This is a genomic window from Microbacterium marinilacus (assembly GCF_019753765.1).
In the GTDB taxonomy this organism is placed as follows: Bacteria; Actinomycetota; Actinomycetes; order Actinomycetales; family Microbacteriaceae; genus Microbacterium; species Microbacterium marinilacus.
This window is the reverse complement of the sequence record NZ_JAIJZW010000004.1, coordinates 256,171-282,424: the sequence shown is the minus strand read 5'-3', so window position 1 is coordinate 282,424 and position 26,254 is coordinate 256,171. Positions and strand designations below refer to the sequence as shown.

Annotated in this window: 27 protein-coding genes; 18 read left to right on the top strand and 9 right to left on the bottom strand. The window is 70.6% G+C overall.

All coding sequences use genetic code 11. From position 1 onward, the window contains the following. Window positions 1-40: 40 nt before the first annotated feature. From polA to K5S26_RS09120, 7 genes are all read left to right on the top strand, one after another. Complete coding sequence (gene polA, locus K5S26_RS09150) at window positions 41-2,665, top strand: DNA polymerase I (protein WP_221857663.1); 2,625 nt, start codon at window positions 41-43, stop codon at window positions 2,663-2,665. Window positions 2,666-2,711: 46 nt separating this feature from the next. Beyond that, the gene (locus tag K5S26_RS09145; RefSeq protein WP_221857662.1) at window positions 2,712-4,385 is read left to right on the top strand and encodes a DUF885 domain-containing protein; all 1,674 of its coding nucleotides are present in this window, start codon (window positions 2,712-2,714) and stop codon (window positions 4,383-4,385) included. Between the two features lie 88 nt (window positions 4,386-4,473). After that, entirely contained in the window at window positions 4,474-5,526 is a 1,053-nt protein-coding gene (locus K5S26_RS09140; RefSeq protein ID WP_221857661.1) for an LLM class flavin-dependent oxidoreductase, read from the top strand. Window positions 5,527-5,555: 29 nt separating this feature from the next. Further along, window positions 5,556-6,932, top strand: a complete 1,377-nt coding sequence (locus K5S26_RS09135) for an MFS transporter (RefSeq protein ID WP_221857660.1) — start codon at window positions 5,556-5,558, stop codon at window positions 6,930-6,932. A gap of 43 nt (window positions 6,933-6,975) precedes the next feature. After that, window positions 6,976-7,749, top strand: coding sequence for an SGNH/GDSL hydrolase family protein (locus K5S26_RS09130; RefSeq protein WP_221857659.1), 774 nt, complete (start codon window positions 6,976-6,978; stop codon window positions 7,747-7,749). Window positions 7,750-7,837: 88 nt separating this feature from the next. Continuing rightward, window positions 7,838-8,875, top strand: coding sequence for a YdcF family protein (locus K5S26_RS09125; RefSeq protein WP_221857658.1), 1,038 nt, complete (start codon window positions 7,838-7,840; stop codon window positions 8,873-8,875). Between the two features lie 70 nt (window positions 8,876-8,945). Beyond that, window positions 8,946-9,971, top strand: coding sequence for an LLM class flavin-dependent oxidoreductase (locus tag K5S26_RS09120; RefSeq protein WP_221857657.1), 1,026 nt, complete (start codon window positions 8,946-8,948; stop codon window positions 9,969-9,971). Window positions 9,972-10,047: 76 nt separating this feature from the next. Here K5S26_RS09120 and K5S26_RS09115 read toward each other — a convergent pair whose 3' ends face one another. The 3 genes from K5S26_RS09115 to K5S26_RS09105 all read right to left on the bottom strand — a co-directional run bounded on the left by K5S26_RS09115 (window position 10,048) and on the right by K5S26_RS09105 (window position 12,032). Further along, window positions 10,048-10,545: a hypothetical protein gene (locus tag K5S26_RS09115; protein WP_221857656.1), complete on the bottom strand. Its 498-nt coding sequence runs from the start codon at window positions 10,543-10,545 to the stop codon at window positions 10,048-10,050. A gap of 91 nt (window positions 10,546-10,636) precedes the next feature. Next, window positions 10,637-11,593: an arsenic resistance protein gene (locus K5S26_RS09110; RefSeq protein WP_372454395.1), complete on the bottom strand. Its 957-nt coding sequence runs from the start codon at window positions 11,591-11,593 to the stop codon at window positions 10,637-10,639. A gap of 70 nt (window positions 11,594-11,663) precedes the next feature. Then, the gene (locus tag K5S26_RS09105) at window positions 11,664-12,032 is read right to left on the bottom strand and encodes a nuclear transport factor 2 family protein (protein WP_221857655.1); all 369 of its coding nucleotides are present in this window, start codon (window positions 12,030-12,032) and stop codon (window positions 11,664-11,666) included. Window positions 12,033-12,089: 57 nt separating this feature from the next. On the opposite strand from K5S26_RS09105, the gene K5S26_RS09100 reads away from it, so the two are divergent. Continuing rightward, the gene (locus K5S26_RS09100; RefSeq protein WP_221857654.1) at window positions 12,090-12,530 is read left to right on the top strand and encodes a DUF1990 family protein; all 441 of its coding nucleotides are present in this window, start codon (window positions 12,090-12,092) and stop codon (window positions 12,528-12,530) included. Window positions 12,531-12,545: 15 nt separating this feature from the next. Here K5S26_RS09100 and K5S26_RS09095 read toward each other — a convergent pair whose 3' ends face one another. Further along, the gene (locus K5S26_RS09095) at window positions 12,546-13,100 is read right to left on the bottom strand and encodes a cysteine hydrolase family protein (RefSeq protein WP_221857653.1); all 555 of its coding nucleotides are present in this window, start codon (window positions 13,098-13,100) and stop codon (window positions 12,546-12,548) included. Window positions 13,101-13,193: 93 nt separating this feature from the next. On the opposite strand from K5S26_RS09095, the gene K5S26_RS09090 reads away from it, so the two are divergent. The 9 genes from K5S26_RS09090 to K5S26_RS09050 all read left to right on the top strand — a co-directional run bounded on the left by K5S26_RS09090 (window position 13,194) and on the right by K5S26_RS09050 (window position 20,038). Next, window positions 13,194-13,868: a formylglycine-generating enzyme family protein gene (locus K5S26_RS09090; RefSeq protein ID WP_221857652.1), complete on the top strand. Its 675-nt coding sequence runs from the start codon at window positions 13,194-13,196 to the stop codon at window positions 13,866-13,868. Window positions 13,869-13,958: 90 nt separating this feature from the next. Beyond that, complete coding sequence (locus K5S26_RS09085; protein WP_221857651.1) at window positions 13,959-14,360, top strand: VOC family protein; 402 nt, start codon at window positions 13,959-13,961, stop codon at window positions 14,358-14,360. Next, window positions 14,357-14,539, top strand: a complete 183-nt coding sequence (locus K5S26_RS09080) for a PspC domain-containing protein (RefSeq protein ID WP_221857650.1) — start codon at window positions 14,357-14,359, stop codon at window positions 14,537-14,539. Before K5S26_RS09085 ends, K5S26_RS09080 begins: the two co-directional genes overlap by 4 nt. Before the next feature lie 69 nt (window positions 14,540-14,608). Continuing rightward, complete coding sequence (locus tag K5S26_RS09075; RefSeq protein ID WP_221857649.1) at window positions 14,609-15,106, top strand: GNAT family N-acetyltransferase; 498 nt, start codon at window positions 14,609-14,611, stop codon at window positions 15,104-15,106. Then, window positions 15,103-15,843 carry a GH25 family lysozyme gene (locus K5S26_RS09070; RefSeq protein WP_308122857.1) on the top strand — a complete coding sequence of 247 codons (741 nt, stop codon included), beginning with the start codon at window positions 15,103-15,105 and terminating at the stop codon, window positions 15,841-15,843. Before K5S26_RS09075 ends, K5S26_RS09070 begins: the two co-directional genes overlap by 4 nt. Window positions 15,844-16,043: 200 nt before the next feature. Beyond that, complete coding sequence (locus K5S26_RS18970) at window positions 16,044-16,787, top strand: transglycosylase family protein (RefSeq protein ID WP_308122856.1); 744 nt, start codon at window positions 16,044-16,046, stop codon at window positions 16,785-16,787. 300 nt (window positions 16,788-17,087) lie between these two features. Beyond that, window positions 17,088-18,092, top strand: coding sequence for a CPBP family intramembrane glutamic endopeptidase (locus K5S26_RS09060; protein WP_221857648.1), 1,005 nt, complete (start codon window positions 17,088-17,090; stop codon window positions 18,090-18,092). Further along, a complete protein-coding gene (locus tag K5S26_RS09055) occupies window positions 18,085-18,723 on the top strand; it encodes a TetR family transcriptional regulator (RefSeq protein ID WP_221857647.1) in 639 nt (212 codons plus the stop codon). The genes K5S26_RS09060 and K5S26_RS09055 overlap by 8 nt, the downstream gene beginning before the upstream one ends. Before the next feature lie 115 nt (window positions 18,724-18,838). Further along, window positions 18,839-20,038 carry an MFS transporter gene (locus tag K5S26_RS09050; protein ID WP_221857646.1) on the top strand — a complete coding sequence of 400 codons (1,200 nt, stop codon included), beginning with the start codon at window positions 18,839-18,841 and terminating at the stop codon, window positions 20,036-20,038. Window positions 20,039-20,069: 31 nt separating this feature from the next. Here K5S26_RS09050 and K5S26_RS09045 read toward each other — a convergent pair whose 3' ends face one another. The 5 genes from K5S26_RS09045 to K5S26_RS09025 form a co-directional block, all read right to left on the bottom strand. Next, complete coding sequence (locus tag K5S26_RS09045; RefSeq protein WP_221857645.1) at window positions 20,070-20,447, bottom strand: hypothetical protein; 378 nt, start codon at window positions 20,445-20,447, stop codon at window positions 20,070-20,072. Window positions 20,448-20,934: 487 nt separating this feature from the next. Then, window positions 20,935-21,429: a GNAT family N-acetyltransferase gene (locus K5S26_RS09040; protein WP_221857644.1), complete on the bottom strand. Its 495-nt coding sequence runs from the start codon at window positions 21,427-21,429 to the stop codon at window positions 20,935-20,937. Continuing rightward, entirely contained in the window at window positions 21,426-22,004 is a 579-nt protein-coding gene (locus K5S26_RS09035) for an isopentenyl transferase family protein (protein WP_221857643.1), read from the bottom strand. Before K5S26_RS09035 ends, K5S26_RS09040 begins: the two co-directional genes overlap by 4 nt. Before the next feature lie 66 nt (window positions 22,005-22,070). Further along, window positions 22,071-24,440, bottom strand: coding sequence for an ATP-binding cassette domain-containing protein (locus tag K5S26_RS09030; protein WP_221857642.1), 2,370 nt, complete (start codon window positions 24,438-24,440; stop codon window positions 22,071-22,073). Window positions 24,441-24,500: 60 nt separating this feature from the next. Continuing rightward, window positions 24,501-25,208: an LOG family protein gene (locus K5S26_RS09025; protein ID WP_221857641.1), complete on the bottom strand. Its 708-nt coding sequence runs from the start codon at window positions 25,206-25,208 to the stop codon at window positions 24,501-24,503. Window positions 25,209-25,300: 92 nt separating this feature from the next. Between K5S26_RS09025 and K5S26_RS09020 the strand changes: the two genes are divergently transcribed. After that, complete coding sequence (locus K5S26_RS09020; RefSeq protein WP_221857640.1) at window positions 25,301-26,233, top strand: AEC family transporter; 933 nt, start codon at window positions 25,301-25,303, stop codon at window positions 26,231-26,233. Window positions 26,234-26,254 lie beyond the last annotated feature (21 nt).

The following is a 26,254-nucleotide window of genomic DNA, read 5'->3' as shown; positions in this document are numbered from 1 at the left end:
GACTCCTCGGTATGTCCCAGCCCCTCGTTAGGCTGGCATGGTGACGGACTCCGCAAAGCCTACCCTCCTGGTCGTCGACGGCCATTCGCTCGCGTACCGCGCCTTCTACGCGCTGCCGGTCGAGAACTTCACGACCAAGGACGGACAGCACACGAACGGCATCTACGGCTTCCTGTCGATGTTCGTCAATCTCCTCAAGGCCGAGAAGCCGACGCATCTGGCGGTTGCCTTCGACACGTCCCGCGAGTCGTTCCGCACCCGCGAGTACACCGAGTACAAGGCCAACAGGTCCGAGACGCCCGCCGAGTTCAAGGGCCAGATCCCGCTGCTGCAGGAGTGCCTCGAGGCCATGGGCGTGACGGTCCTGACGAAGCCCGACTTCGAGGCGGACGACATCCTCGCCACGCTCGCCGCGCGGGGGTCGGCGGACGGCTACAGGGTGCTCGTGTGCTCCGGAGACCGCGACACGATCCAGCTCGTGGACGACGACGTCACGCTGCTCTACCCGTCGGTGCAGGGCGTCTCGCAGCTCAAGCGGTACGACCCCGAGGCGGTCGTCGAGAAGTACGGGCTGGCGCCCGAGATGTACCCCGACATCGCCGCCCTGGTGGGGGAGACGAGCGACAACCTGCCCGGTGTGCCGAAGGTCGGCGAGAAGACCGCGGTGAAGTGGCTGACCCAGTTCGGGTCGCTGGACGCGCTGCTCGACGGCGCGGACACGATCAAGGGCGTCGTCGGCGGGAACCTCCGCGAGCACATCGAGGACGTCCGGCGCAATCGTCGGCTCAACCGCCTGCTGCGCGACGTCGAGCTGCCCGTCGGTCCCGACGACCTGGAGATGCGGTCCCTCGACGCACAGGCGGTACGCGACGTCTTCGCCCGCCTCGAGTTCCGCACCCTCCTGCCGCGCGTGTTCGAGGCGGTCGGGGCCGTCGACGACGAGCCTGCGGAGGCCGCCACGCCCGCGCCCTCGCCGCGGGAGCTCTCCGCCGACGAGCTGGCCGCCTGGGCCGCCGGCGCCGAGGGAGAGGTGGCGGTCACCGTCACCGTGCTGTCCGGGCTGCCCGACCGGGTCGGTCTCGCCACCCGCACGGAGGCGGTGGAGGCGAGCTGGTCCGACGAGCTGGCCGACGCGCTCGGGCCGTGGATCTCCTCCGATGCCCCCAAGGTCTTGGCGGATGCGAAGCCGCAGATCAAGGCTCTCGGACGTGCGGGACTCGCGGTGGGCGGCCTCGCCTTCGACGTCCTGCTCGCCGGCTGGCTGCAGCGCCCGAGCTTCCCCGACCGCACGCTCGGTCACCTCGTGGAGCGGTACCTCGGCGAGAAGCTGCCGGAGGCCGACCCGTCGCAGCTCGTCCCCGAGACCGAGGGTGCGACCCCCGCGCAGCTGTCCTGGTACACCCTGCGGGTCGCAGCGGGCTTGCGGGAGGAGCTGCCCGAGAGCGTGCTGACGGTGCTCACCGACATCGAGCTGCCCTCGGTGATCGCCCTCGCGGACATGGAGCTCGCGGGCGTCTCGGTGTCGCACGAGAAGCTGTCGGGCTTCTCCGGCGAGCTGGGCGGCCGCGCCGAGAAGCTCGCGCAGGACGCCTACGCGGCGATCGGGCGCGAGGTGAACCTCGGCTCGCCGAAGCAGCTGCAGGAGGTCCTGTTCGAGGAGCTGCAGCTCCCCAAGACCCGCAAGACCAAGACCGGGTACACGACCGACGCCGGTGCGCTCGCCGACCTGCAGGAGAAGGCGCCGCACCCGTTCGTCGACCTGCTCCTGCAGCACCGCGAGGCCACGAAGCTGAAGCAGATCATCGACGGCCTCGACGCCGCGATCGGCGCCGACGGACGTGTCCACACGACGTATGTGCAGACCGGCAGCCAGACCGGTCGCCTGTCCAGCACCGATCCGAACCTGCAGAACATCCCGGTGCGCACCGAGGAGTCGCGGCGCATCCGCGCTGCCTTCGAGGTCGGGCAGGGATACGACGCGCTGCTGACCGCCGACTACTCGCAGATCGAGATGCGCATCATGGCCCATCTCTCCGGCGATCCCGGGCTGATCGAGGCGTTCAACACGGGAGAGGACCTGCACCGCTTCGTCGGCGCGCGCGTCTTCGGGGTCTCTCCGGAGGACGTCACCCCCGCGATGCGCACCAAGGTGAAGGCGATGTCCTATGGCCTCGTCTACGGGCTCTCGGCGTTCGGGCTCTCCAAGCAGCTGCGCATCGAGCAGTCCGAGGCGAAGTCGCTGATGCTCGAGTACTTCGCGCGGTTCGGCGCCGTGCGCGACTACCTGCGTTCCGCGGTGGAGCAGGCGCGGGTCGACGGCTACACCGAGACGATCTTCGGCCGCCGTCGACCGTTCCCCGACCTGACGAGCCCGAACCGCGTGCTGCGCGAGAACGCGGAGCGCGCGGCGCTCAACGCCCCGATCCAGGGCAGCGCCGCCGACATCATGAAGATCGCCCTCTTCCGCATCCACGAGGATCTGCGGGGCATGGGCTCGCGCGTGCTGCTGCAGATCCACGATGAGCTCGTGATCGAGGTCGCCTCCGGCGAATGGGACGACGTCGAGCGCATCGTCCGCGAGCGCATGGGGGCCGCCGCCGAGCTGACCGTGCCGCTCGACGTGCAGGTCGGTCGAGGCGCCGACTGGAACGAGGCCGCGCACTGAGCGCGCGCAGCGGATGGACCGCTACGACGAGAGGAAGCCGCCGAGGATGACGCAGCAGCAGCGTGAGCAGACGGAGATCGACCGCATCGCGGAGCGGTGGGTCGACGAGGTGGTGGGCCTCTCGCCGATCGCGGCGACCTACATCGGGCGCAACGAGGCCAACGACCGCTACGACGACTTCAGCCCGAGCGGGAACGAGCGCGCGCGGGAGGTGCGGAGGCGCGTCCTCGCCGAGCTGGACGGCGCGACGCCCCAGGACGACGTCGACCGCGTGACACAGGCGGATCTCGGGGCCGAGCTGCGGCTCGACGACGAGCTTCACGAGGCGGGCTGGCACCTGCGCGACATCAACGTGATCGCCAGCGCCGCCCAGGACGTTCGCCAGGTGTACGACCTGATGCCGTCCGAGTCGACGGAGGACTGGGCGATGATCGCCCGTCGGATGGCAGCGGTGCCTGCAGCGCTCGAGGGCTATGCCGACACCCTGGCCGAAGGCGTCCGCCTCGGCGTCGTGCCGGCCGTGCGGCAGGTGCGCGAGGTGGCCGCGCAGATCCCGCGTTACACCGCCGATGACGGGTTCTTCGCGACGCTCGTCGCGGGAGCCGGCAGCGGCCCCGCCCCGCTGCCGGACTCGCTGCGCGCCGACCTGGAGCGTTCGGCGAGCGCCGCCCGCGACGCCTATGACCGGCTCGCGCGCTTCCTGTCCGAGACGCTCGCGCCCGCGGCGACCGAGACGGACGCGGTCGGGCGAGAGCTGTACGCGCTGCATTCTCGTCGCTTCCTCGGCGCCGTCGTCGACCTGGACGAGACGTACGAGTGGGGCATCGACGAGCTCGCGCGCATGACGTCCGAGCAGGAGGCGATCGCCGGCGAGATCCTGCCGGGTGCCAGCGTGGAGGAGGCCGTGGCCCACCTCGAGCGGGACCCCCAGCGCAAGCTGCGAGGCACCGAGGCGCTGCGCACGTGGATGCAGGCCACCAGCGACCGGGCCGTCGCCGAGCTGGGGCGCACACACTTCGACATCCCTGAGCCCGTTCTCCGTCTCGAGTGCATGATCGCCCCCACCCAGGAGGGCGGCATCTACTACACCGGCCCCACCGACGACTTCTCCCGCCCCGGCCGGATGTGGTGGTCCGTGCCCGAGGGCGTCACGGAGTTCGACACCTGGCGCGAGCTGACCACGGTGTACCACGAGGGCGTGCCGGGCCATCACCTGCAGATCGGGCAGGCGGTCTACAACCGTGCTCAGCTGAACTCCTGGCGCCGGCTGCTCGCCGGCACCTCCGGCCATGCCGAGGGATGGGCACTGTACGCCGAGCGGCTCATGGAGCAGCTCGGGTACCTGGACGACCCGGCCGACCGCCTGGGCATGCTGGATGGCCAGCGGATGCGCGCTGCGCGCGTGGTGCTCGACATCGGCGTCCACCTGGGCAAGCCGCGACCGGACGGCAACGGGACGTGGGACGCCGACTACGCGCTCGAGTTCATGCGGGCGAACGTGAACATGTCCGACGAGTTCGTGCGGTTCGAGGTGAACCGCTACCTCGGGTGGCCCGGGCAGGCCCCTGCCTACAAGGTGGGCCAGCGCCTGTGGGAGCAGGCTCGGGATTCGTACCGCGCCGCACGCGGTGACGCGTTCTCGATGAAGGAGTTCCACAAGCGCGCGCTCGACCTCGGCGGCGTGGGACTCGACACGCTGCGCGCGGCGCTCCTGGGCTGAGGGGCGGCCGCGGCATCCCGGCGTCGACGCGACCGGGGAATACGCGCCCGCCCTCGTCGTTCTATGCAGATGCATAGAGAGGATGCGCATGGACATCGAACTCGGACTGGACACCTTCGGCGACGTGACGCGGGGCGTCGACGGGCATCCCGTGAGCGACGCCCAGACGATCCGCAACGTCGTGGCGCAGGCGAGACTGGCAGACGAGGTGGGGCTGTCGTTCTTCGGAGTCGGCGAGCATCACCGCCACGAGTTCGCGGTCTCGAGCCCCGAGATCGTGCTCGCCGCGATCGCGTCGGCGACCGAGCGCATCCGGCTGGGCACCGCGGTGACCGTGCTCTCGAGCGACGACCCCGTGCGGGTGTACGAGCGGTTCGCCACGCTCGATGCCGTGTCCAACGGCCGTGCCGAGGTCATCCTGGGGCGCGGCTCGTTCGTCGAGTCGTTCCCGTTGTTCGGCTACGACCTCCGCGACTATGAGGCGCTGTTCGAGGAGAAGCTGGAGCTGTTCGCGGCGCTCCTGACCGAGCGTCCCGTGACCTGGCAGGGCACGATGCGCCCGGCGCTCGACCATGCCGACGTGTTCCCCAAGACGGCGAGCGGCCTGACGGCGTGGGTGGGCGTCGGTGGCTCGCCCGAGTCCGTGGTCCGCACCGCGCGCCACGGGCTCGGCCTCATGCTGGCGATCATCGGCGGCGCGCCCGCCCGGTTCCGCCCATACGTCGACCTCTTCCACCGCTCGCTGGCCTCGTTCGAACGACCCTCGGCGCCCGTCGGCGTGCACTCGCCCGGGCACATCGCCGAGACCGACGAGCAGGCCTGGGACGAGCTGTACCCGGAGATGGCAGCGATGCGCGAGAAGATCGGTCGGGAGCGCGGCTGGTCGGGCGGCTACAACCGGCTGCAGTTCCAGAACGAGGTCGGCCCGGAGGGCGCGGGCTTCGCGGGATCGCCCGAACGCGTCGCCCGGAAGATCGCAGCCACCGTGCGGACCCTCGGCCTGACCAGGTTCGACCTCAAGTTCGCGAACGGCGGGCTCGAGCACGACAAGCTGCTGCGCAGCATCGAGCTGTACGGCACGCGGGTCGCGCCGATGGTGCGGCAGCTGCTCGCCGACGAGGAGCCGCCCCCGTCCGCCTAAAAGGTCTATTTGACCATTAGGCTGTGGGCATGACGTCACCGTCCGCTCGCCTCGACACGCTGCCCTTCACCCGCAAGCACCTCCGCCTGCTCACCGGCTCCGGCATCGGGTGGGCGCTCGATGCCATGGACGTGGGGTTGATCTCGTTCATCATCGCTGCGCTCAGCGTGCAGTGGCAGCTCACGACGACGGAGACCGGCTGGATCGCGTCGGTCGGCTTCATCGGCATGGCGATCGGGGCCAGCGTCGGCGGACTGCTCGCCGACCGGCTGGGACGACGATCGGTGTTCGCGCTCACTCTCCTGATCTACGGCATCGCCACCGGGGCGAGCGCGCTCGTCGGGGGAGTGGCGGCCCTGCTGGTGCTGCGCTTCCTCGTGGGCCTCGGGCTCGGCTCCGAGCTGCCGGTCGCGTCGACCTATGTCAGCGAGTTCGCCCCCGTCCGCATCCGCGGACGCCTCGTCGTGATCCTCGAGGCGTTCTGGGCGGTCGGCTGGACCGCATCGGCAGTGATCGGGTACTTCGTCGTCCCGCTCGAGGACGGCTGGCGGTGGGCCTTCGCGATCGGCGCGATCCCGGCGGCATACGCGCTCGTCGTCCGCTGGGCGCTCCCGGAGTCGCCGCGATTCCTCGAGAGCCGTGGACGGGTGGCGGAGGCCGAGCGCATCGTGCGGGACTTCGAGACCGCCGCCGGCCGCGCTCCCGTGGAGTCTCCCGCCGCCTCCGAGCCGATGTCTGCCGCTCAGCCGCAGCCTATGGCTCGGCCCGAGCCCGCCGCTCGCGCACCCCGCGGCCTCGCGGCGGTCGCGGCGCTGTGGGCTCCCGCTCTGCGCGCCCGCACCGGCGCGCTGTGGCTCGTCTGGTTCTGCGTGAACTTCTCCTACTACGGCGCGTTCATCTGGATCCCCTCGATCCTGTTCGCCCAGGGGTTCGACCTCGTCCGATCGTTCGGCTTCACGCTGATCATCACGCTCGCGCAGCTGCCGGGCTACGCGGCGGCGGCCTGGCTGATCGAGGTGTGGGGGCGACGTGCGACACTCGCGACGTTCCTCGTCGGGTCGGCCGTCGCCGCGCTGCTGTTCGGCGGATCGACCGAGGTCTGGCAGATCATCGCGTCGGGCATGGCGCTGTCGTTCTTCAACCTGGGCGCCTGGGGCGCGCTCTACGCCGTCAGCCCGGAACTGTACCCGACGTCGATGCGCGCGACCGGAGCCGGGTGGGCGGCCGCCGTCGGCCGCCTGGCCTCCATCGTCGCGCCGCTCTTCGTGCCCTGGGCCCTGGGCATCGGCGGGGCGGGGCTCCTGTTCGTGGTCTTCTCGATCTTCTTCGCGATCGCGGCGATCGGCGTGATCCCCCTGGCGGATCGCAAGGGCGTGCCGCTGGACGAGCGTCTGCCGACCGTGTGAGGGCCCCGACGCCCACATGCCCGTGGCGGCATAGACTGACGCCGTGACTGACGTGCGCTACGTCGCGATCGGCGACTCCTTCACCGAGGGCGTCGGCGATGAGCTGACCGATGACACCGGCGTGACCATCACGCGCGGGTGGGCCGACCTCCTGGCCCAGGGGTGGGCCGACGCGGCGGGAGCGCCCATCCGCTACGCGAACCTCGCGATCCGCGGCAAGCTCGCCTGGCCGATCGTCGACGAGCAGCTCGAGGCGGCCCTGGCCCTGCGCCCCACGCATCTGTCCTTCAACGGCGGAGGCAACGACATGCTGCGCCCGCGCACCGCCATCTCGCACATCGCCGACGCGTTCTCGCGGGTGCTGCGCCGGTGCGACGAGGAGGGTGTCCAGCTCATCCTGTTGTCGGGCGCGGATCCCTCTCGCGGCCTGCCGCTGGGAGGTCTCGTGCGCCGACGCGGCGACGCGCTGTCGGCCGCGGTCGTCGGACGCATCGCCGACCGCCCCGACGTCATCCGCGCCCTGAACTGGCCGGATCAGCAGCTGGCGGGACCGTCGTTCTGGTCCGAGGATCGCCTCCACATGAACGCACGCGGCCACCATCGTGTCGCCGCTCGGGTGCTCTCGGCCCTCGACCTCGAGCCCGAGCCGACCTGGTGGGATCTGCCGCACGAGTCCGGCACGCGCCTTCGTGGCGCCGCGTACTACCGGGCCCACGTCGGCCCGTGGGTGCGGCGCCGCCTCACGGGCACGTCGTCCGGCGATCACCGGTCGGCGAAGTACCCGACCTGGCTCGACGTAGCGCCCGGCACCGCCTGAGAAGAGCCGCGCCAGCCGCCACGACGTGCTGCGCATCCCGGGCCATGGCGCTCCCGTGCGTCCGCCTCCCGGTACCTAGGCTGGAGGCGTGCCGGGCTTCCTCACCATCGTCTTCCTCCTCCTCGGCGTCGCGCTCGCGCGGCACGACCCGCGACGGCTGCTGCCGGGCGTGCTGCTCACGCTCGGAGCCGCATCGTTGGTCGCATCGCTGGTGGGCCTGGTGCTGGAGCTCGGCGCCGCGCTCGCGCGACTCGACGATGACGCGCGGAACCTGGTGGGCGGGCTCATGCTGCTCCTCGTCCCGCTCGTCTCCGGGCTCGCGCTCGGCGGCGCCCTCGTGGCCAACGGCGTGACGATGCTGCGCCGCGAGCGCGTGTCGCCGGCTCACGCCCTGTCCCTGCTCGCAGGTATCGCTGTGCTGGGCGTCCTCGCGCTGGCGGTGGTGGCGTTCGTCGCGAGCTGGCTGCATCTCGCCGTGGCACTGCTGCTCCTGATCGCCCCGATCGGCTACGTCGGCACCGCCTTCGTCGCCTTCCTCGGCTGGTCGCGGGTGTACGCGCTCCTCGCCCGTCGCGCCCCGTCGCCGAGCGCGGTCATCGTGCTCGGCGCGGGCCTCGCGAACGGCAAGGTGACCCCGCTTCTCGCTCAGCGCGTGGCACTCGGCGTCGAGACGCAGCGCGCACACCCCGCGTCGGTCCTGGTGCTGTCCGGCGGACAGGGTGCCGACGAGCCCCGCAGCGAAGCCGACGCGATGGCGGAGTACGCGCGCGAGATCGGTGCCCCCGGCGACCGGATCCTGATCGAGCGCCAGTCCACCAACACCGAGGAGAACCTCACGCTGTCGCAGACGCTGCTGGCAGAGCGCGATGTCCGTGGCCCTGTGCTGGCTGTGACGAGCGACTATCATGCGTTCCGCGCGGCGAACCTGCTGCGACGGCTCGGGATCGCCGGTCAGGCGATCGGTGCCCGCACCGCCCGCTACTACGTTCCGAGTGCGCTGCTGCGGGAGTTCGCGGCGCTGCTGCGCGATCACCTCCTGCTCAACGCGGTCGCGCTCGGCGCCCTGATGCTGCCGGTGGTCGCGTTCGTCGTCGTCTCGCTGCTCGGCATGGTCTCCACGTCCTGAGGGAGAGCGGACACCGACCCTCTTCTGCATTCGCCGGAATGGATTCGGGCGGCGCCGGGTTGCAGCGAAGGTGAAGAAGATCGGTTTCCTCTCGTTCGGGCACTGGACCCCTCATCCCGAGTCGGGCACACGCAGCGGCGGCGACATGCTGCACCAGGCCATCGACCTCTCGCAGGCCGTCGAGGACGTCGGGGGTGACGGCGCGTACTTCCGCGTGCACCACTTCGCCCGACAGATGGGGTCGCCGTTCCCGCTTCTCGCCGCGATCGGCGCCAAGACGTCGCGCATCGAGATCGGCACCGGCGTGATCGACATGCGCTACGAGAATCCGATGTACATGGTCGAGGACGCCGGATCGGCCGACCTGATCTCCGACGGCCGGCTGCAGCTGGGCATCTCGCGCGGGTCACCCGAGCAGGTCGTCGACGGCTGGAAGTACTTCGGCTACTCGAGTGCGGACGACGACCCGACCGGCGCGGAGATGGCGCGCCGCAAGACGGAGCTGCTTCTGCAGCTGCTCGAGGGCCAGGGCTTCGCGGAGCCGAACCCGCGGCCGATGTTCCCGAACCCGCCCGGGCTCCTGCGGCTCGAACCGCACGCCGAGGGGCTCCGCGAGCGCATCTGGTGGGGAGCAGGATCGAACGCCACCGCGAAGTGGGCGGCCCAGCAGGGCATGAACCTCATGAGCTCGACGCTCAAGGACGACGAGGACGGTCAGGCGTTCCACGTGCAGCAGGCGGAGCAGATCCGGCTGTTCCGCGAGGAGTGGGCGCAGCACGAGTGGGACTTCGAGCCCCGCGTGTCGGTCTCGCGATCGATCGTGGCGATCACCGACGAGCGCGACCGCCGCTACTTCGTCGGCGGGGGAGAGCACGAGGACCAGATCGGGTACATCGACCAGCACACGCGGGCGATCTTCGGGCGCTCGTACGCGGACGTGCCGGAGCGCCTCGTGGAGGACCTGCGCCGGGACGAGGCGATCGCCGAGGCCGACACCCTCCTCATCACGATCCCGAGCCAGTTGGGCGTCGACTACAACACCCACCTCATCGAGTCCATCCTGACGGAGGTGGCGCCCGCCCTCGGCTGGCGTTGACCGGCGAGGTCGCCGGGTCGCGCACCGAGTCGAGCGCGTCGAGCCTGCCGGAAAGGCGCCCATCAGTGACCGAACGTCACGGTCTCCACACACCGATCTCGCTGAACAGTCTTCCCAGTCGCTGAACGCCCAGGACGTAGTCGGTCGCGGCATCTGTCCAGCTGAACGGACCGGAGAAGACGGACTCGTCACCCGCGGAGCGGTTCCTGATCCGTCCCGCATGACGACGGCCACGGGCCTCGACAAGCCGCCCCCGCGAGGAACGCCGCATGGTGATGTCGAGGGATCTCAGCAAGCGCTCGCTCGGTGCCGGGGAGAGCAGACCGCGAATCGGGCTCAGATAGCTGACGTGCCTTCCGTCGACGCAGACCTGGAAGACCCCGAAACGCCTCTTGACGGTCACCATCGCCAGCGGGGCACCGAAGACCGGGTCGAACTCGTTGTCTACGCACGTGATGGACCTGCCGTCATACGTCAACGCACCCGGACGGGCGATGGCGAGAACAGGCCTCTTGTACCAGTACACCAGGGCCCTCTGCGGGAAGTCCGGCCCATCGAGCGGTGCGTGCGTCACCGCATCAGCGTAACGATCGTGGGGCGGCGGCGTGTTCGACGGTCCGTGATGCCGCGGTACGCCAGCACCCAGCTCGGCTCTCTGCCGAACGTCAGCGGATCGCTCGCGGGACCAGCCTGACCAGCACCACCATCGCCACCAGCTCGACGAGGGTCTGCGTCACGACCACCAACGGCGCGGGGTCGAAGCGGTCGGGCAGCGCGAGCACCAGGGGCAGCACCACCAGCGAGTTGCGGGTGACGCCGCTGAACGCCACCGCGCGACGCGCCGGCACCTCGAGACGTGCCAGCCGTCCCGCGACCGCGCCCAGCGGCAGGGCGATCAGGACGAACATCACGAAGACGGGGACCGCGGCGAGCACGGTCATGGCGGCCGCTCCGATGCCCGCGATCTGCGAGGCGACCACGATGGCCAGCGTCGCCATCATGAGCGGCACCATGCTCGTGGAGACCGCGCCGGGGAGCGCCCTCGCGGCCGGGACGCGGGCGGCCAGCACCTGCGTCGCCGCCGCGGCGACGAGCGGCGTCACGATGAGCAGGACGAACGCCTCGACGAACGGCGCTAGGTCGACCGCGCCGACGAGCTCGGGCCCGGCCATCCACCACAGGTAGAGCGGCAGCAGCAGCATCTGGCCGAGCATGAGCAGCGGGGTCGCCGCGAGCAGGCGGTCCTTCGCGCCGCCGGCGAGACCGGCGAAGACGATCACGTAGTCGACGCAGGGCGTCAGCAGCACGAACAGCACGCCCACCAGCAGCGCCTCGTCGGCGGCGACCAACCTCGAGAGCAGGAACACCAGCACGGGGATCGCCACGAAGTCGACGAGCGCCAGCGTCGCCAGGAACCGCACGTCCCGCAATGCGCTCGACAGCCCCGTGAGCGGCACCCCGACGAATGTCGTGTACAGCAGGAGACCGAGCACCGGAGTGATCGCCGCTTCCAGGGGCGCGGCGACCGCCGGCACGAGCAGCCCGACCGCCGCGCCGAGCGCCAGCGCCACGACATACAGGGCGACCTGGTGTCGCTCCATCCGCTCCGCCACACCGCTCATCGGCATCAGTCTGACAGGACGCTCGGCGATCCCGGCCGGCCGGACCGCGGTGCCCTCGCGATGGCTCTCGTCACACCCCGTCGCCGTCGCGCAGAAGGGTGCCCTGGTGATGGACGAGGCGCCACCGGCCATCCTCATCCAGGCGCCAGAGCGAGCTGCGCAGTGCCCGACGTTCGCCGCGGACGGAGATCCAGGTCGCGAGCACGACCCCGTCGGCGACGACCCTGCCGGCCAGGTCGTGCACCTGGATCGGCCCGGAACCCGTCTCCTCCGCCAGCGAGGCGATGATCTCCCCGCGATCCCACGTCCGGCCGGAGGCGCCGATCTCATGGAAGTCGGCGGCCAAGAGCATGTCCACACGCGCCGGATCACGACGCGTCGACATCGTCTGCAGCTCGCGCTCGAGCGCCAGCACATCGTCCACCGGCCCGGGGCTCATCCGCCCACCATAGGTCCCGCCGTCGTGCAATAGCGTGAGTGTCGTGGAAGGACCGCGATGAGGGCGCGTGCGACGACGCGCACCGCCGTCGTCGGCCGGGGAGACGACACCTGGCGACAGGCGGCGGAGGACGTGCTCGCATGGCGGGTGAAGACCCGCAGCGGCTTCGCGGTAGAGGCCCCGGGGCCTCCCGTCCCCGGGCAACGGCTCGTCCTCGTCGCCGGAGCCCTCGGCATCCGGACCCGGGAGCCGATCGAGGTGACCGAGGTCGTGAGGCAGGCAGACCGAGTGGTGCTCGGGTATCGCACGCTGCCCGGACACCCGGTCCACGGCGCGGAGTCGTTCGTCCTGACGCGCGAAGGTCAGGCGGTCCGCCTCACGATCGACTCGCGGACCTCGCCGGCAGAGTCGGGCGCGTGGCGCGCCCTCTTCCCGTTGCTGCTCGTGGCGCAGCGGGTCGTCCAGTGGCGGTACCTCCGGGCGCTGCGGCAGCACTGACGCCGCGCGCCGCCCTCACCGCTGTGCGAGCACGGCCGCCGTGGTGGTGACCGTCGCGAATCCGCCGCCGTGCAGGTTCGCCGCGGTCACGGCCATCAGGTCTGCCGCGGAGACCACGTGGCCGTCCGGGCCCGTGAGGTCGAAGGTCCGCGTCGCGTCCAGCGGCACCACCAGCTCGTATCCGAGGTTCCCGCCCATGCGCGCGGTCGTCTCGACGCACATGTTCGTCTGGATCCCGCACAGCACCAGCCGGCCGATCCCCGCCTCCCTCAGCCACGCGTCGAGGCTCGGCTCGCCGTAGAACGCCGAGTTCACCGACTTGCTCACGAACAGCGCGGGGTGAACGGCCGCGACCTCGTCGATCAGCGCGTTTCCCGGAGAGTCCGGATGAAGCGGCGAGGCAGGGTCCCGGCTGTCGTGACGGACGACCACGATCGGCGCGCCTTCGGATCTCCACGCGCCGATCAGCTGGGCGACGTTCGCCTCGCACTCCGGTCGATTGGCGGTCGGGCCCCAGTGCGGATCGAGGAAGCCCTGCTGCATGTCGATCACGATGAGCGCGCTTGTCATGCCTCCATTCCACCCGAGGCGGCAGCCTCACCGCGATGGGCGTGGCGGTCATGTCGCGGTGGATTCCTGCCTCGGCGAGGAGAGGATGGAGTCATGGACGACATCGCGCTCGCGCGCATCCCCGCCGGCGTGCTCCGCCTGACGCACGAGCGCCGCCGCGAGCAGCGCGTCCTCGAGGTCTCGTCCTTCGAGATCGGCGTGTATCCGGTGACGCAGGAGCAGATGGCCGAGCTGCTCGGCGGCGCGTGGTCTGCCGAGCCGGGGGAGGAGCACCCCCACCCGCGGCGACCGGTCGTCGACGTCAGCTGGCAGCGCGCCATCCGCTTCTGCAACGCGGCCTCGGAGTGGGAGGGGCTCGACCCCATGTACACGTTCGACGGCGAGGACGTCACCTGGCATGTCGACGCCGACGGATACCGTCTGCCGCGCGAGGTCGAATGGGAGTACGCGTGCCGCGCGGGGTCGGTCGGGCCGCACTACGGACCGCTGCGCGAGGTCGCGTGGACGGCGGCCGACGGTGCGGGCAGCCCTCGCGAGGTCGGCGGGAAGCTGCCGAACCTGAACGGGCTGTTCGACACGCTCGGCAACGTCTGGGAATGGTGCTGGGACCTCTACGACGCGGATCGCGGGGATCATCGCGTCATCCGCGGCGGCGGCTTCGCCGATGACGCCTCCGCCGTGCGCGCCGACGCACGGCGGGGCGACCGTCCCCGCACCGGCCAGGCCGACCTGGGCTTTCGCGTGGCGAGAGGCGCGACCACGGCCTGAGCCCGCCGCCGGACCACGAGGCGTGCGACCCCGCCGATCGATGGTCTGCGCCCCTGGTCCGCCCCCGTCGGCGCCGCATATGGTGGCCGCATGCTCATCGTCGGCTCCATCGTGATCCGCGTCGCGGACATCGCCGCTCAGACCCGCTTCTGGACGGCGGCGCTCGGCTACCGCGTACGGGAGCCCGTCGAAGACGACTTCGTCGTCCTGACGCCGCGTGACGGCGTCGGACCGAACGTGTCGCTCGACGTCCGGCGCTCCGAGCGTGCGCTGCCGCCCCGCATCCACCTGGACCTGTACGCGCAGGACCAGCAGGCCGAGGTCCGGCGTCTTGTCGGCCTCGGCGCGACAGAGGTGCACTGGGACGCCCGACCAGACGACGCCGACTACGTCATCCTCGAGGACCCCGAGGGGAACCGCTTCTGCATCATCGACTCCGCGATCTGGGACGGGTGGTCGCGACGCCTGCCCGCCGATACCCTGACGACATGACGCAAGCACTGGTACGCCCGACCTCGGACCGCGCGATCGCGGGGGTCTGCTCCGCCATCGCGCGCCGCTTCGACCTGAGCACGAACCTCGTGCGCGTGCTCGCCGTGCTGGGGGTGCTGTTCTTCGGCTGGACCATCCCTGTGTACGTCGCGTTCTGGATCGTGATCCCCTCGGAGTGAGCGGGAACCGAGCGTCCGGCGCTGCCGCCCGCATCTCGCGGCGCGGCGACCCGCGCCTACGATGACCGGATGAGCTTCACGATCCACCGCCCGGTCGCGGACGACTGGGAGGCGTTCCGGGACCTCCGTCTGCGTATGCTCCGCGACACGCCGATCGCCTATGGAGAGACGCTGAAGCAGGCGCTCCGGCTCGACGACGACGAGTGGCGCTCTCGCGCTCTGCGCGCTGTGCAGTCGGGAAACACGGCCGCCGTCGCCGTCGCGCAGGACGGCGCCTGGGTCGGCATCATGCGCGGATACGTCTCACAGCGGCGTGGCCCCATGCTCGTCGGCGTCTTCGTCGACCCCGGAGCGCGCGGCGCGGGAGCGGGCGTCGCGGACGCTCTGCTCGACGTCGTCGTCGAGTGGGCCAGGGGAGAGGGGAACGCCCTGCGACTGGACGTCCACGCCGACAACCCACGCGCGATCGCGTTCTATCGTCGCCGCGGCTTCGAGGACACCGGGCGCAGGATCCCCTACGAGCTCCCGCCATTCGGAGAGGAGCTCGAGATGGAGCTGCGCCTGTGAGGACGTGGCGCCGGCGACTGCTCGCCCTCGGCCTGGCGATCGTCCTCGAGCTCGGCGTGCTGGCGGCGCTCGTCTTCTCGGGCGCCATCTGGCCGGGACGCGTCTTCGCGTCCGGCTACGACGTCCGTGGTGTAGACGTGTCGTCGTATCAGGGCGAGATCGACTGGCCGGAGCTGGAGGCGCAGGGGTTGGACTTCGCCTACATCAAGTCGACGGAGGGATCGTCCTTCGTCGACACGCGATTCGAGGCGAACTGGAGCGGCGCGCTCGACACCGAGCTTCTGGTCGGCGCGTATCACTTCATGAGCTTCGAGACTCCTGGCGAGCGGCAGGCGGAGCATGTCATCGAGACCGTCCCCGACGACAGCACGATGCCGGTCGCCGTGGACGTCGAGTTCTACGGCGACTACTTCGAGCATCCGCCCTCCCGTGCAGAGGTCGACGCGATCCTCGTCCCTCTGCTCGAACGTCTCGAGAGCCACTACGGCGTGCCCGCGGTGATCTACGCCACACCGGAGGCGTACGACCGATACATCGTCGGCGCTTACGCGGACAACCCCATCTGGATCCGTTCGGTGGTGCTGCCCCCGCGCCTCGCCGATGGCCGCGACTGGACGATCTGGCAGTACTCCCACCGTGATCGCCTTGAGGGATACGACGGCGACGAGGACTTCATCGACATGAACGTCGTCACGGGAGACGTCCGTCGGCTCGCAGCCCTCACCGCGGACGGCTGAACCCGCTACCTCCGCGCCCGTTCCTGGCAACAGCCTGGACGCGATTGTTACTTCATCGTGATCTTCACGTATGGTGGCACGTCGAACCGCGAAGGACCGCCGTCCATCCGCCCCGAGAGTCCTTCGCGCCTGGAATCGAGAAGACCCATTCCGGCCGGGCGGACGCGCAGAGGACCCAGGTCGCCTGCCGAGACGGGACCGTGGAGTTCCGAGTGATCCTGAAGACGAACACCCGACGTGAGACCACTTCGCCGCGCACCAGCCGTGCGGCTCGGACCGGCCTCGTCGCCGCAGGACTCGCCGCCGTCGCGGCGGGCGCATTCATCCCCACGGCCGCCAACGCGGCCGACGACGCCACCTGGGACGCGCTCGCGCAGTGCGAGTCGGGCGGCAACTGGGCCATCGACACCGGCAACGGCTACTACGGCGGCCTGCAGTTCTCTCAGCCCACCTGGGAGGCCAACGGCGGTACCGGCAACCCCGCGGCCGCGTCGCGGGAGGAGCAGATCCGCGTGGCCGAGAACGTGCTGGCCTCGCAGGGCTGGGGCGCGTGGCCGACATGCTCCGCCCAGATCGGCGCCAGCGGCTCCGCCGACACCAGCGCTCCCGCGCCGGCAGAGGCTCCGGCCGAAGAGGCTCCCGCAGCGGAGGCCCCCGCCCCTGCCGAGGCCGCTCCCGCTGAGCAGGCACCGGCAGAGCAGACGCCGGCGCCGGCCGAGGCGCCCGCGCCGGCCGCGGCGCCGGTCGAGGAGACGTACGAGCTGCCTGACGTCGAGGCATCGGACGAGACCTACAAGGTCGAGTCGGGCGACACCCTGTTCGACATCGCCGAGTCTGTCGATGTCGAGAGCGGCTGGCTCGGCATCTACGCCGTGAACCAGGACCTGCTGTCCAACCCGGACCTCATCGAGGTCGGGCAGGAGCTCGTGCTTCCCGCCGAGTAGAGCGAGGCACTCGAGTAGGCGCGTCCCCCCGGGGGCGCGCCTACTCGCATGTCACCATCCGCCTGATCCGTATCCGTCGCCCGGGGGAGGCGCCGCCCTCCCCGCGCCCGTAGCGTCTTACCCATGGACATGTCATCGATGATCATGGGCGCCTCGATCGCCTCGGTCGCATGGATCGCCTTCGTGCCGTGGTCCAGGCTCCGCCGCCTGCGCGAGCTCGACGAGTCGCAAGATCATCGCTGAGGCCGATGAAAACAGCCATGGCCGTATAATTCTTGCGACGCGACAGGACGGGGAACCATGACGGATCCGACATCGACGACGACGATCGGCGCGGCCTCTCACCCGCCTCGCGCTTCCATCGCCTGGAGGCCCGTCGTCGTGTTCGTCGCGGTGGCGGCAGGGCTGGCGTGGGCGGTCGCACTGCCTCTCTGGGCGGGGGACGGCCTGCAGTCGCCGCTCTTCCGCGTGTTCGCCGTCGCGATGATGTTCACACCGACCATCGCGGCGCTGGTCGTCGTCTTCTTCGTCGAGAAGCCGCGGCACAAGGCACGCGCGCTCGGGCTCGTTCCGCTCCGCCCCGTCGGGCGGCTGATCGGCTACCTCGCGCTCGGCTTCGTGATCCCCGTGGTGATCTGCTTCGCCGCACTGCCCCTGGGGGCGTTCATCGGGGTCTTCCCGGCTGACTTCGCCGGTCTCAGCGGCTTCCGACAGATCACGGAGTGGCAGCTGGCTCAGGCGGGGATCGATGAGCTCCCGATGCCGATCGAGGCCCTCGCGGCGCTGCAGATCGTCAACTTGGTCATCGGCGCGTTCTTCCTCAACCTCGTTCCGGCCCTGGGAGAGGAGATCGGCTGGCGCGGCTGGCTGCTCCCGAAGCTGCTTCCGCTGGGGCCGTGGGCGGCCATCGGCCTTTCGGGCGTGATCTGGGGTCTGTGGCACGCGCCCCTGATCCTGCTCGGCTACAACTATCCGGGCACCCCCGGCTGGCTTGCGATCCTCGCGATGATCGCGCTGTCGACGGTGATCGGCGGGGTCTTCGGCTGGCTGCGGCTGCGCGGCGGATCGGTCTGGCCCGCGGCGCTGGCGCACAGCACCTTCAACGCGGCCGCCACGCTCTACGTGCTGTTCGTCGCGGAGAACTCCGTGCTCGACCCCCTTCACGCCACGGTGACCGGCTGGACCGGCTGGATCGTCCCGGCGGTGCTCGTGGTCTTCCTCGTCCTCCTCGGGCGATTCCGCCCCGTGACGGCGCCGCCTTCGTCCGTCGGTCTCGACGGCAGTCCGACGCGGACCGTTGCCTAAGCAGGAACGCGGGATCGCGACACGTGAGGCGATCCTTCAGGCGGGAGCCCGCGTGTTCGGGCGCATGCACTACGAGCGCGCACGCGTCGCTGACATCCTCGCGGAGGCCGGGATCACGCAGGGGGGCTTCTATTTCCACTTTCCGGGCGGGAAGAAGCAGGTCGCGGAGGAGCTGATCCTCCGGCAGGACGCCGCCTTCGCAGAGCTGCGCGACGCCGCGGCGGCCGAGGGGGAGGGGATCTCGGCACTCGTCGCGATCGGGCGAGCACTCGGCCGGCATCTGCAGGCGGACGCGGTCGCCCGGGCCGGCGTCCGCCTCGTCACGCAGGCCCCGGAGGAGTTCCCCGGGGTCGCGCAGCTCGTGAACCCCTCGTGGCTCCAGGCCTTGGAGAGCACGCTCGAGCGCGCCCGGGCCGACGGCTCGCTCCACCGCGGGGTGGACATCCCTCGGGCCGCGCGATCACTCGTGTACCTCTTCAACGGCACGCACGCGAGCTCCTACGTCAGCGACGGCTGGGAGGCCCTGCCGGACGCCGTCGAGACGGCCATCGAGTTCGCGGTGCAGGCCCTCGCCGCCCCTGACGCTTCTCGGTGCGCGCAGGGGAGCGGCGACCCGGACGCCCGCCGCTAACATCGGGAACATGCTCCTCGCCTGTGATTGATCGGCCCGATGCGCCGCTGCGCGCGCCGACCCCGATCCTGATCCCTCTCGCGCCGTATCACGGCGCCCCGCCTGGAGCTCCGCCATGCCGTCCCCACGCACCCCGCGCTATCTCGACGTGCTCGCGATCCCGCACGTCCCGCTCACCTTCGGCACAGCGCTGCTCGGCCGCGCCGCCTACGCCCTCGTCATCCTCCCGCTGCTCTATGCGGTGCAGGAGACGAGCGGGTCCATCGCCCTCGCCGGCGTCGCCATCGCGCTCTACGGCGCCGGAGCCAGCCTGCTCGCGCCGGTCCGTGCCTGGCTGATCGACAGGCACGGGGCCACGCGAGTTCTGGTTCCCCTCGTCCTGGCCTTCGGCGGCACCTTGACCGCCGCAGGCGCCTGGTCGCTCGCAGGCGGGCACGAGTGGTTCCTCCTCATCGCCGCCGGGCTGGCGGGCGTCGTCGCGCCACCGCTCGGACCGACCATGCGTGTGGCCTGGGGGAGTCTCGCTCCGGGGCCCTCGGCCTTGCGGAAGGCGCTCAGCCTCGACGCGGTGATGGAAGAACTCCTCTACCTCGCCGGTCCGGCAGCCGCGGGCGTGGCGCTCGCGTTCCTCCCGCCGGGCGCCGTGCTGCTCGCTCCGGCGGCGCTCGTGCTCGTCGGAGGCCTGGGCTTCGTCTGCACCTCCGCCGTGCGGGCGATGGTCCCGGCGCCCGACGCGGGGGACGCCGCCTTCGCGGTTCCCTCACTGCTCGGCGACCGGGCGTTCGTCGCCGTCCTCGTGCCCGCGCTCGTGGCGGGCGGAGTATCCGGTGCGCTGAGCGTCGCGGTGCCCGTCGTGCTGCAGGGCGACGGGGGTCCGGCCGCCGCCGGCATCGCGCTCGGTCTGTTCGCGGGCGGCAGCGCCGTCGGCGGCCTGCTGTTCGGCGCGCTGCGGGTTCCCGGGGGAGCGGTGCGTCAGCTCGTGCTCCTCTCCGGAGCCCTGCTGGGGACGACGAGCCTGCTCTCGCTGGTCAGCGGCGCCGTCACCGTCAGCGTCGTCCTGGCGGGCGCCGGGCTGTTCTTCTCGCCCGTGATGATCGTCGCCTACGTCGCGGCGCAGCTCGCCGGTGGCGAGCACCGGCAGAACGCCGCCACGACGTGGGTGAACACGAGTCACAACCTCGGGTCCAGCGCGGGCAGCGCGCTTGCGGGGGTGTTGATCCAGGCGACGACCGTGCCGCTCACGATGGCCGCCTTCGCGCTCTGCGGCTGTGCACTGCTGGTGCTGAGCGGCGTCCTCGCCCGGGCGCAGCGCTGATCTGCGGCGTCGGTCGGGGGAGAGGGCGACGTCAGAGCGCTGGTTCGCCGGCCCGCTCGGCGATCTCGGCCTGACACGCCGACACCGCACGCCCGAGCTCACCCTGGTTCCTGCTGTCCATCCGCAGCTCGATCGCGCTGTGAGTGGATGGGCTCGCATCGGGCCAGCCGGCGAGGACCTCGGCGGCCGTGACGCCGGTGAGGATCACCGTCTCGACTCCAGCCTCTTCGTTGCACGCGACCAGTTCGTCGACGAACTCGGTCCGCATGACGCCCTGCATGTCGACGATCGTCGGATGGAATGCCGTCGCGACACCAGCACCGGCCACACCGGCGCCGGTGAACGCCAGGGCCGCGACGATCGCCGCGACGATGCGGATGCGATGCCGGGAGCGTCCCACTCGCGCCATGACGTCGATGCGGATGCGATCGGACCGACGCGCGATCTCGTCGGGCCCCGGCAGACGGTATCGAAGACTGAGTCGACCATGCGCGTCTTCGACGAGGAGAAGACGCGCATGCCCACACACCGGGGGACGGACGAACCGAGGCCTGGTCGGAGGGCGCGCCTCTTCGTCGACAGTCAATCTGACATAATGTGTATTATCGGCTATTTGCCGTGCGCCCACTCCCGCAACGAGGGACAGGCGATCACGGCACGCTGCACGGCGTGCACGCCGCACTCGCCGGCCATTGGTCCGCGCGTTCGCCCGCCGACCTGACACCCGTCCATACCGGTCGCGAGCTCGGAACTCGTTCGACACGACGACGCCCGGGACGACGCGCGGGCTCCACTACAGGCCAACCGGCTCTGACTCGGACCAGGACGGCGCCCGGCCCGCTGCGCTCCCCTCGACCGCACGCCGTAGGATCGATACTGACATAACGTGTTGCGCCTCAGCGCACCATCCGTGCTTCCTCGATCGAGGGCGTGCCCGGGTCGGCCCGCTCCTCGCCGTCGAAGGTGAAGCCGTTGCGCATGTAGAACGCGATCGCACGAGGGTTCTGCTTCGCCACCCACAGCAGCGCCGCGTCGTCGCCGAGCACAGCGTCGAGCAGTGCGCGGCCGATCCCCGCGCCGTGGCGCGAGACGTCGACATACAGCGAGAAGAGCTGACGCGCGCGCGGCGGATCGTCGCCATCCGAGCTGGCCGCAGGCCCCGACGTCGCGAATCCGACCAACGAGTCGTCGGCCTCCACCACACGCACCGTCCACTCGTCGTGGGGATCACGAAGCACCCGCGTCCACATGTCCTGCCGCATCCGCGCGTGGGCAGGGCCGAAGAAGTCCGTCGGCAGCAGATGCGCATACGTCTGTCGCCACGTCTCCACGTGCAGGCGAGCGATCTGCTCCGCATCGGCGAACACCGCCGGCCGTACGACGAGGCTCACGTCGCGTCCCTCTGGTCGTGCGCCGGCTGAGCGTCGATCCAGCGCTCGAGGTCACGTGGTCGGCGGAAGAGCAGCACCGGGGGCCCGGTGGCATCGGCGGCCCACGCGCGCATGGCTCGGCGCTTGCGCCTCCACGAACGGAAGTGCCAGACCACGATGGAGTCACGCGAGAGCAGCTGTCGCCACGTCTCACGGTTGCCGGCGAACAGCTCCTCGCGCGTGATCACCCGGCGCACCGCCCGGCGGGTGACTCGCAGCAGCGAGAGCCATCGCGGGAAGTCGAGGCCGATGATCAGGTCGGCCCGCGGCCGGACGCGCTCGCGCCACGACGAATAGGCGCTGTCGAAGACCCAGGCGTCCCGGGCCACGGCATCGTCGACGAGCGCGATCTGCTCGTCGACCGGCCGCGACACCCACTGCGGCAACCAGCCGATCTCATCGGCGAGGACCACCGGCAGGCCCAGCTTCTCCCCCAGTCGCACCGCGGCCGTGGTCTTCCCCGCACCCGTCGCGCCGTACAGGAGAATGCGGGACGGCACGACATCGGCGGCGTGCGTGGCCTTCGTCGTGCTCATGCGCCCTCCCCCGACCGCCCTCTCGAGATGTCTACCAGGCGCCGACCGATTCGCGCGGTGCCGTGCTCACGCTCCCACATAGGTCGCGAGGTGCTCGCCCGTGAGCGTCGACCGGGCCGCGACGAGCTCGGCGGGCGTGCCCTCGAAGACCACGCGTCCGCCGTCGTGGCCGGCGCCCGGACCGAGGTCGATGATCCAGTCGGCGTGCGCCATGACGGCCTGGTGGTGCTCGATGACGATGACCGACTTGCCGGCGTCCACGAGGCGGTCGAGCAGTCCGAGCAGGTTCGCCACGTCAGCGAGATGAAGGCCCGTCGTCGGCTCGTCCAGCACGTAGACGTCGCCCTTCTCGCCCATCTGGTTCGCGAGCTTGATGCGCTGGCGCTCACCGCCCGAAAGGGTCGACAGAGGCTGCCCGAGGGTCAGATACCCCAGGCCGACGTCCTCCAGGCGACCGAGGATCGTCGCTGCGGCCGGCAGCCGCGCATCACCGTCCGAGAAGAACGCCCGTGCCTCCGCGACCGGCAGATCGAGCACCTCGGTGATGTCCTTCCCACCCAGGCGGTACTCCAGCACGGTCGCCTGGAACCGCTTGCCGCCGCAGTCCTCGCAGGGCGTCTCGACGGTGTCCATGAAGCCCAGCTCCGTGACGATCAACCCCGCGCCCTTGCACGTGGGGCACGCTCCCTCGGAGTTCGCGCTGAACAACGCGGGCTTCACGCCGTTCGCCTTCGCGAAGGCCTTGCGGATCGGCTCCAGCAGACCCGTGTAGGTCGCCGGGTTGCTGCGTCGAGAGCCCTTGATCGCCCCCTGGTCGATCGACACGACGCCGTCCCGCTTCGCGACCGAACCGTGGATCAGCGAGCTCTTGCCGGAGCCCGCCACGCCGGTCACGACCGTCAGCACGCCGGTCGGGATGTCGACGGAGACGTCCTGCAGGTTGTGCGACGTGGCACCGCGGACCTCGATGACGCCCGTCGGCGCACGCAGGTCGGGCTTCACCTGCACCCGGAAGTCGAGATGCTCGCCCGTCAGCGTGCCGCTCCCCCTCAGCCCCTGGACCGAGCCCTCGAAGCAGATCTCCCCGCCCTGGCCGCCCGCTCGGGGGCCGAGGTCGATCGCGTGGTCCGCGATCGCGATCGTCTCCGGCTTGTGCTCCACGACCAGCACCGTGTTGCCCTTGTCGCGCAGCTGCAGCAGAAGACCGTTCATCCGCTCGATGTCGTGCGGGTGGAGACCGATCGTCGGCTCGTCGAACACATACGTGACGTCCGTCAGGGACGACCCGAGATGGCGCAGCATCTTGATGCGCTGTGCCTCACCCCCGCTGAGGGTGACCGACGGACGCTCCAGGCTCAGATATCCCAGCCCGAGCGTGACGAACGCCGCCAGGTTCGCCCGCAGCGCGTCGAGCAGCGGACCGGCACCGGGCTTGTCGAGGCCGCCCACCCAATCCGCCAGGTCGGTCACCTGCATGCGACACGCGTCCGCGATGCTGACGCCGTCGATCTTCGACGATCGCGCGCCCTCGGTGAGCCGCGTGCCATCGCACTCGGGGCAGCGCGCGAACGTCGCCACGCGCTCCACGAACGCGCGGATGTGCGGCTGCAGCGCGTCGAGGTCCTTCGACAGCATCGACTTGGTGATCTTCGGGATCAGGCCCTCGTAGGTCATGTTGATGCCCGAGATCTTCACCTTCGTGACCTCGCCGTAGAGGAACAGGTTCCGCTGCTTCTCGCTGAAAGACGACACCGGCTTGTCAGCGGGATAGAAGCCCGACTCCGAGAACCCCTTCACCATCCAGCCGTCGGCGGTGTACCCCGGCACCATGATCGCGCCCTCGTTCAGCGACTTCGACTCGTCGACCACCTGCGCGAGGTCGAGGTCCGACACCGCTCCCCTGCCCTCGCAGCGCGGACACATGCCGCCCAGGTAGATGGCGTCCTTGACGATCTTCTTCTCGCCTTTCGGCCCCGTCATCACCCCGCTGGCCTTCTGCGTCGGGATGTTGAACGAGAACGCGGTCGGCCCACCGATGTACGGCTCGCCCAGTTTGCTGAACAGGATCCGCAGCATCGCGCTCGCGTCCGTCACCGTGCCGACCGTCGACCGCGGGTTCGCGCCGAGCCGATCCTGGTCGACGATGATCGCGGTGGTCAGCCCCTCCAGCACGTCCACGTCCGGGCGGGGCACCGACGGCATGAAGCCCTGGACGAACGCGCTGTACGTCTCGTCGATCATGCGTCGCGACTCGGCCGCGATCGTGTCGAAGACGAGCGAGCTCTTGCCCGAGCCCGAGACTCCCGTGAAGACCGTCAGCCGACGCTTGGGGATGTCGACGCTGACGTCCTTCAGATTGTTCTCGCGAGCGCCCTGAACGCGGATGCGATCGTGGTTGTCAGCGGCGTGCACCGGGGCTCCTTCGGTCGGCGACATCGGACGGATCATCCCATGGTGACGCAGCCCGCCGACACCGCGCGCCGCAGCCGGCGGGTCTCAGCGCGCGTCGTCGAGGAACGGGCGGATGCCCGACGCCGCTGCGCCCTCCGCGGGGGCGCCCGAGCCGCCCCACTTCCCTTCCGCGGGGGCGCCCGAGCCGCCCCACTTCCCTTCCGCGGGGGCGCCCGAGCCGCCCCACTTCGGCGCCGGTGCCGTCCACTCCTCGAGCTTCCGGATCAGCTCGCGCGGCGTCGTCGCGACCAGCAGCGAGTCGCGGAACGCCTCGGCCACGAAGCCCTCCTCGACCATGCGGTCGACCATCGTCAGCATCGGTCGCCAGAATCCCCGCACGTCGTAGACGGCGACCGGCTTGCGGTGGATGCCGAGCTGCAGCCAGGTCCACACCTCGAAGAACTCCTCGAGCGTGCCGATGCCGCCCGGCAGCGCCACGAACGCGTCGCCGAGCTCGGCCATCCGCATCTTCCGGGCGTGCATGTCCGGAACCACCTCGAAGGTCGTCAGGTTCGGGTGGGCGATCTCCTTGTCCACGAGCGCCTGGGGCATCACGCCGTGCACCTCTGCCCCCGCCTCACGCGCAGCGGTCGACACCGTGCCTATGAGACCGACGTTGCCGCCGCCGTAGACGATGCCGATGCCGCGCGCCGCCAGCGCCTGCCCCACGTCCACGGCCGCCCTCGTGTATGCGTCGTCGCGGCCGGAGGCGGATCCGGTGAAGACCGTGATGCGGTGAAGGGTGGCGCTCATGCTCCCACCCTACGGAGGTCGATAGGTTGGACAGGTGACCCCGCCGCCTGACTCGCCTGACCACTCGGAGCGACGATGACGGGTGCGCTCTCGTGATCGGGGTCCTCACCGGCTTCGCCGTCGTCGGCCTCGCCATCGTCACCGGGTATGTCGTGGCGCGGATCGATCTCCTCGGCGAGCACGCGCGTTACGTGCTGAGCCGCCTGACGTTCTTCGTGCTCAACCCGTTCCTGCTCTTCTCCGTGCTGGCGGACGCCGACCTCAACCTGCTCTTCTCGGCGCTCCTGCCGGTGTCCGTGCTCGCCGCCGCGTCGATGTTCCTCGTCTACGGCCTCATCGCCCGGCTCGTCTGGAAGCGCTCCGCCGGAGCGACCGTGCTCGGCGCGCTCGGCGCCGGATACGTCAACGCCAACAACATCGGCATCCCGATCTCCACGTACCTCCTCGGCAACGGCGCGTACTCGGCGCCCGTCATCCTCGTGCAGCTGCTCGTCATCACGCCCGTCGTGCTGGCCGTCCTGGACGCGGTCTCGAGCGGCGGCGCGGCCGGATGGCGCGAGCTCGGACGCGCGCTCCGCCGCACGCTGCGCAACCCGATGATCATCGGCGCGGCGCTCGGAGTGCTGGTCGCCGTGCTCGACATCGACCTGCCGCCCCTCGTCTCCGAGCCGATCGACCTGCTCGCCGGCGCGGCGGTGCCCGTGCTGCTGCTGAGCTTCGGCATGTCGCTCTACGGCCAGCGGGTGCTCACGACCCGCGCCTCCCGTCCCGACGTCCTGCTCGCCACGGGCCTGAAGCTGCTGGCGATGCCGGTGGCCGCCTGGGCGATCGGCCTGCTGTTCCAGCTCGACGCGCACGCCATGCTCGTGGTCGTGGTGCTGGCGAGCCTCCCGAGCGCGCAGAACGTGTTCAACTACGCCCAGCGCTACGGCGTCGGCGAGGTGCTCGCGCGGGACGTCGTGTTCCTCACGACGTTCGGCTGCGTGCCCGTGGTCTTCGGAGCCGCCCTGCTGTTCGGCGCCTGATCAGGGCCGGACGCGCAGGGC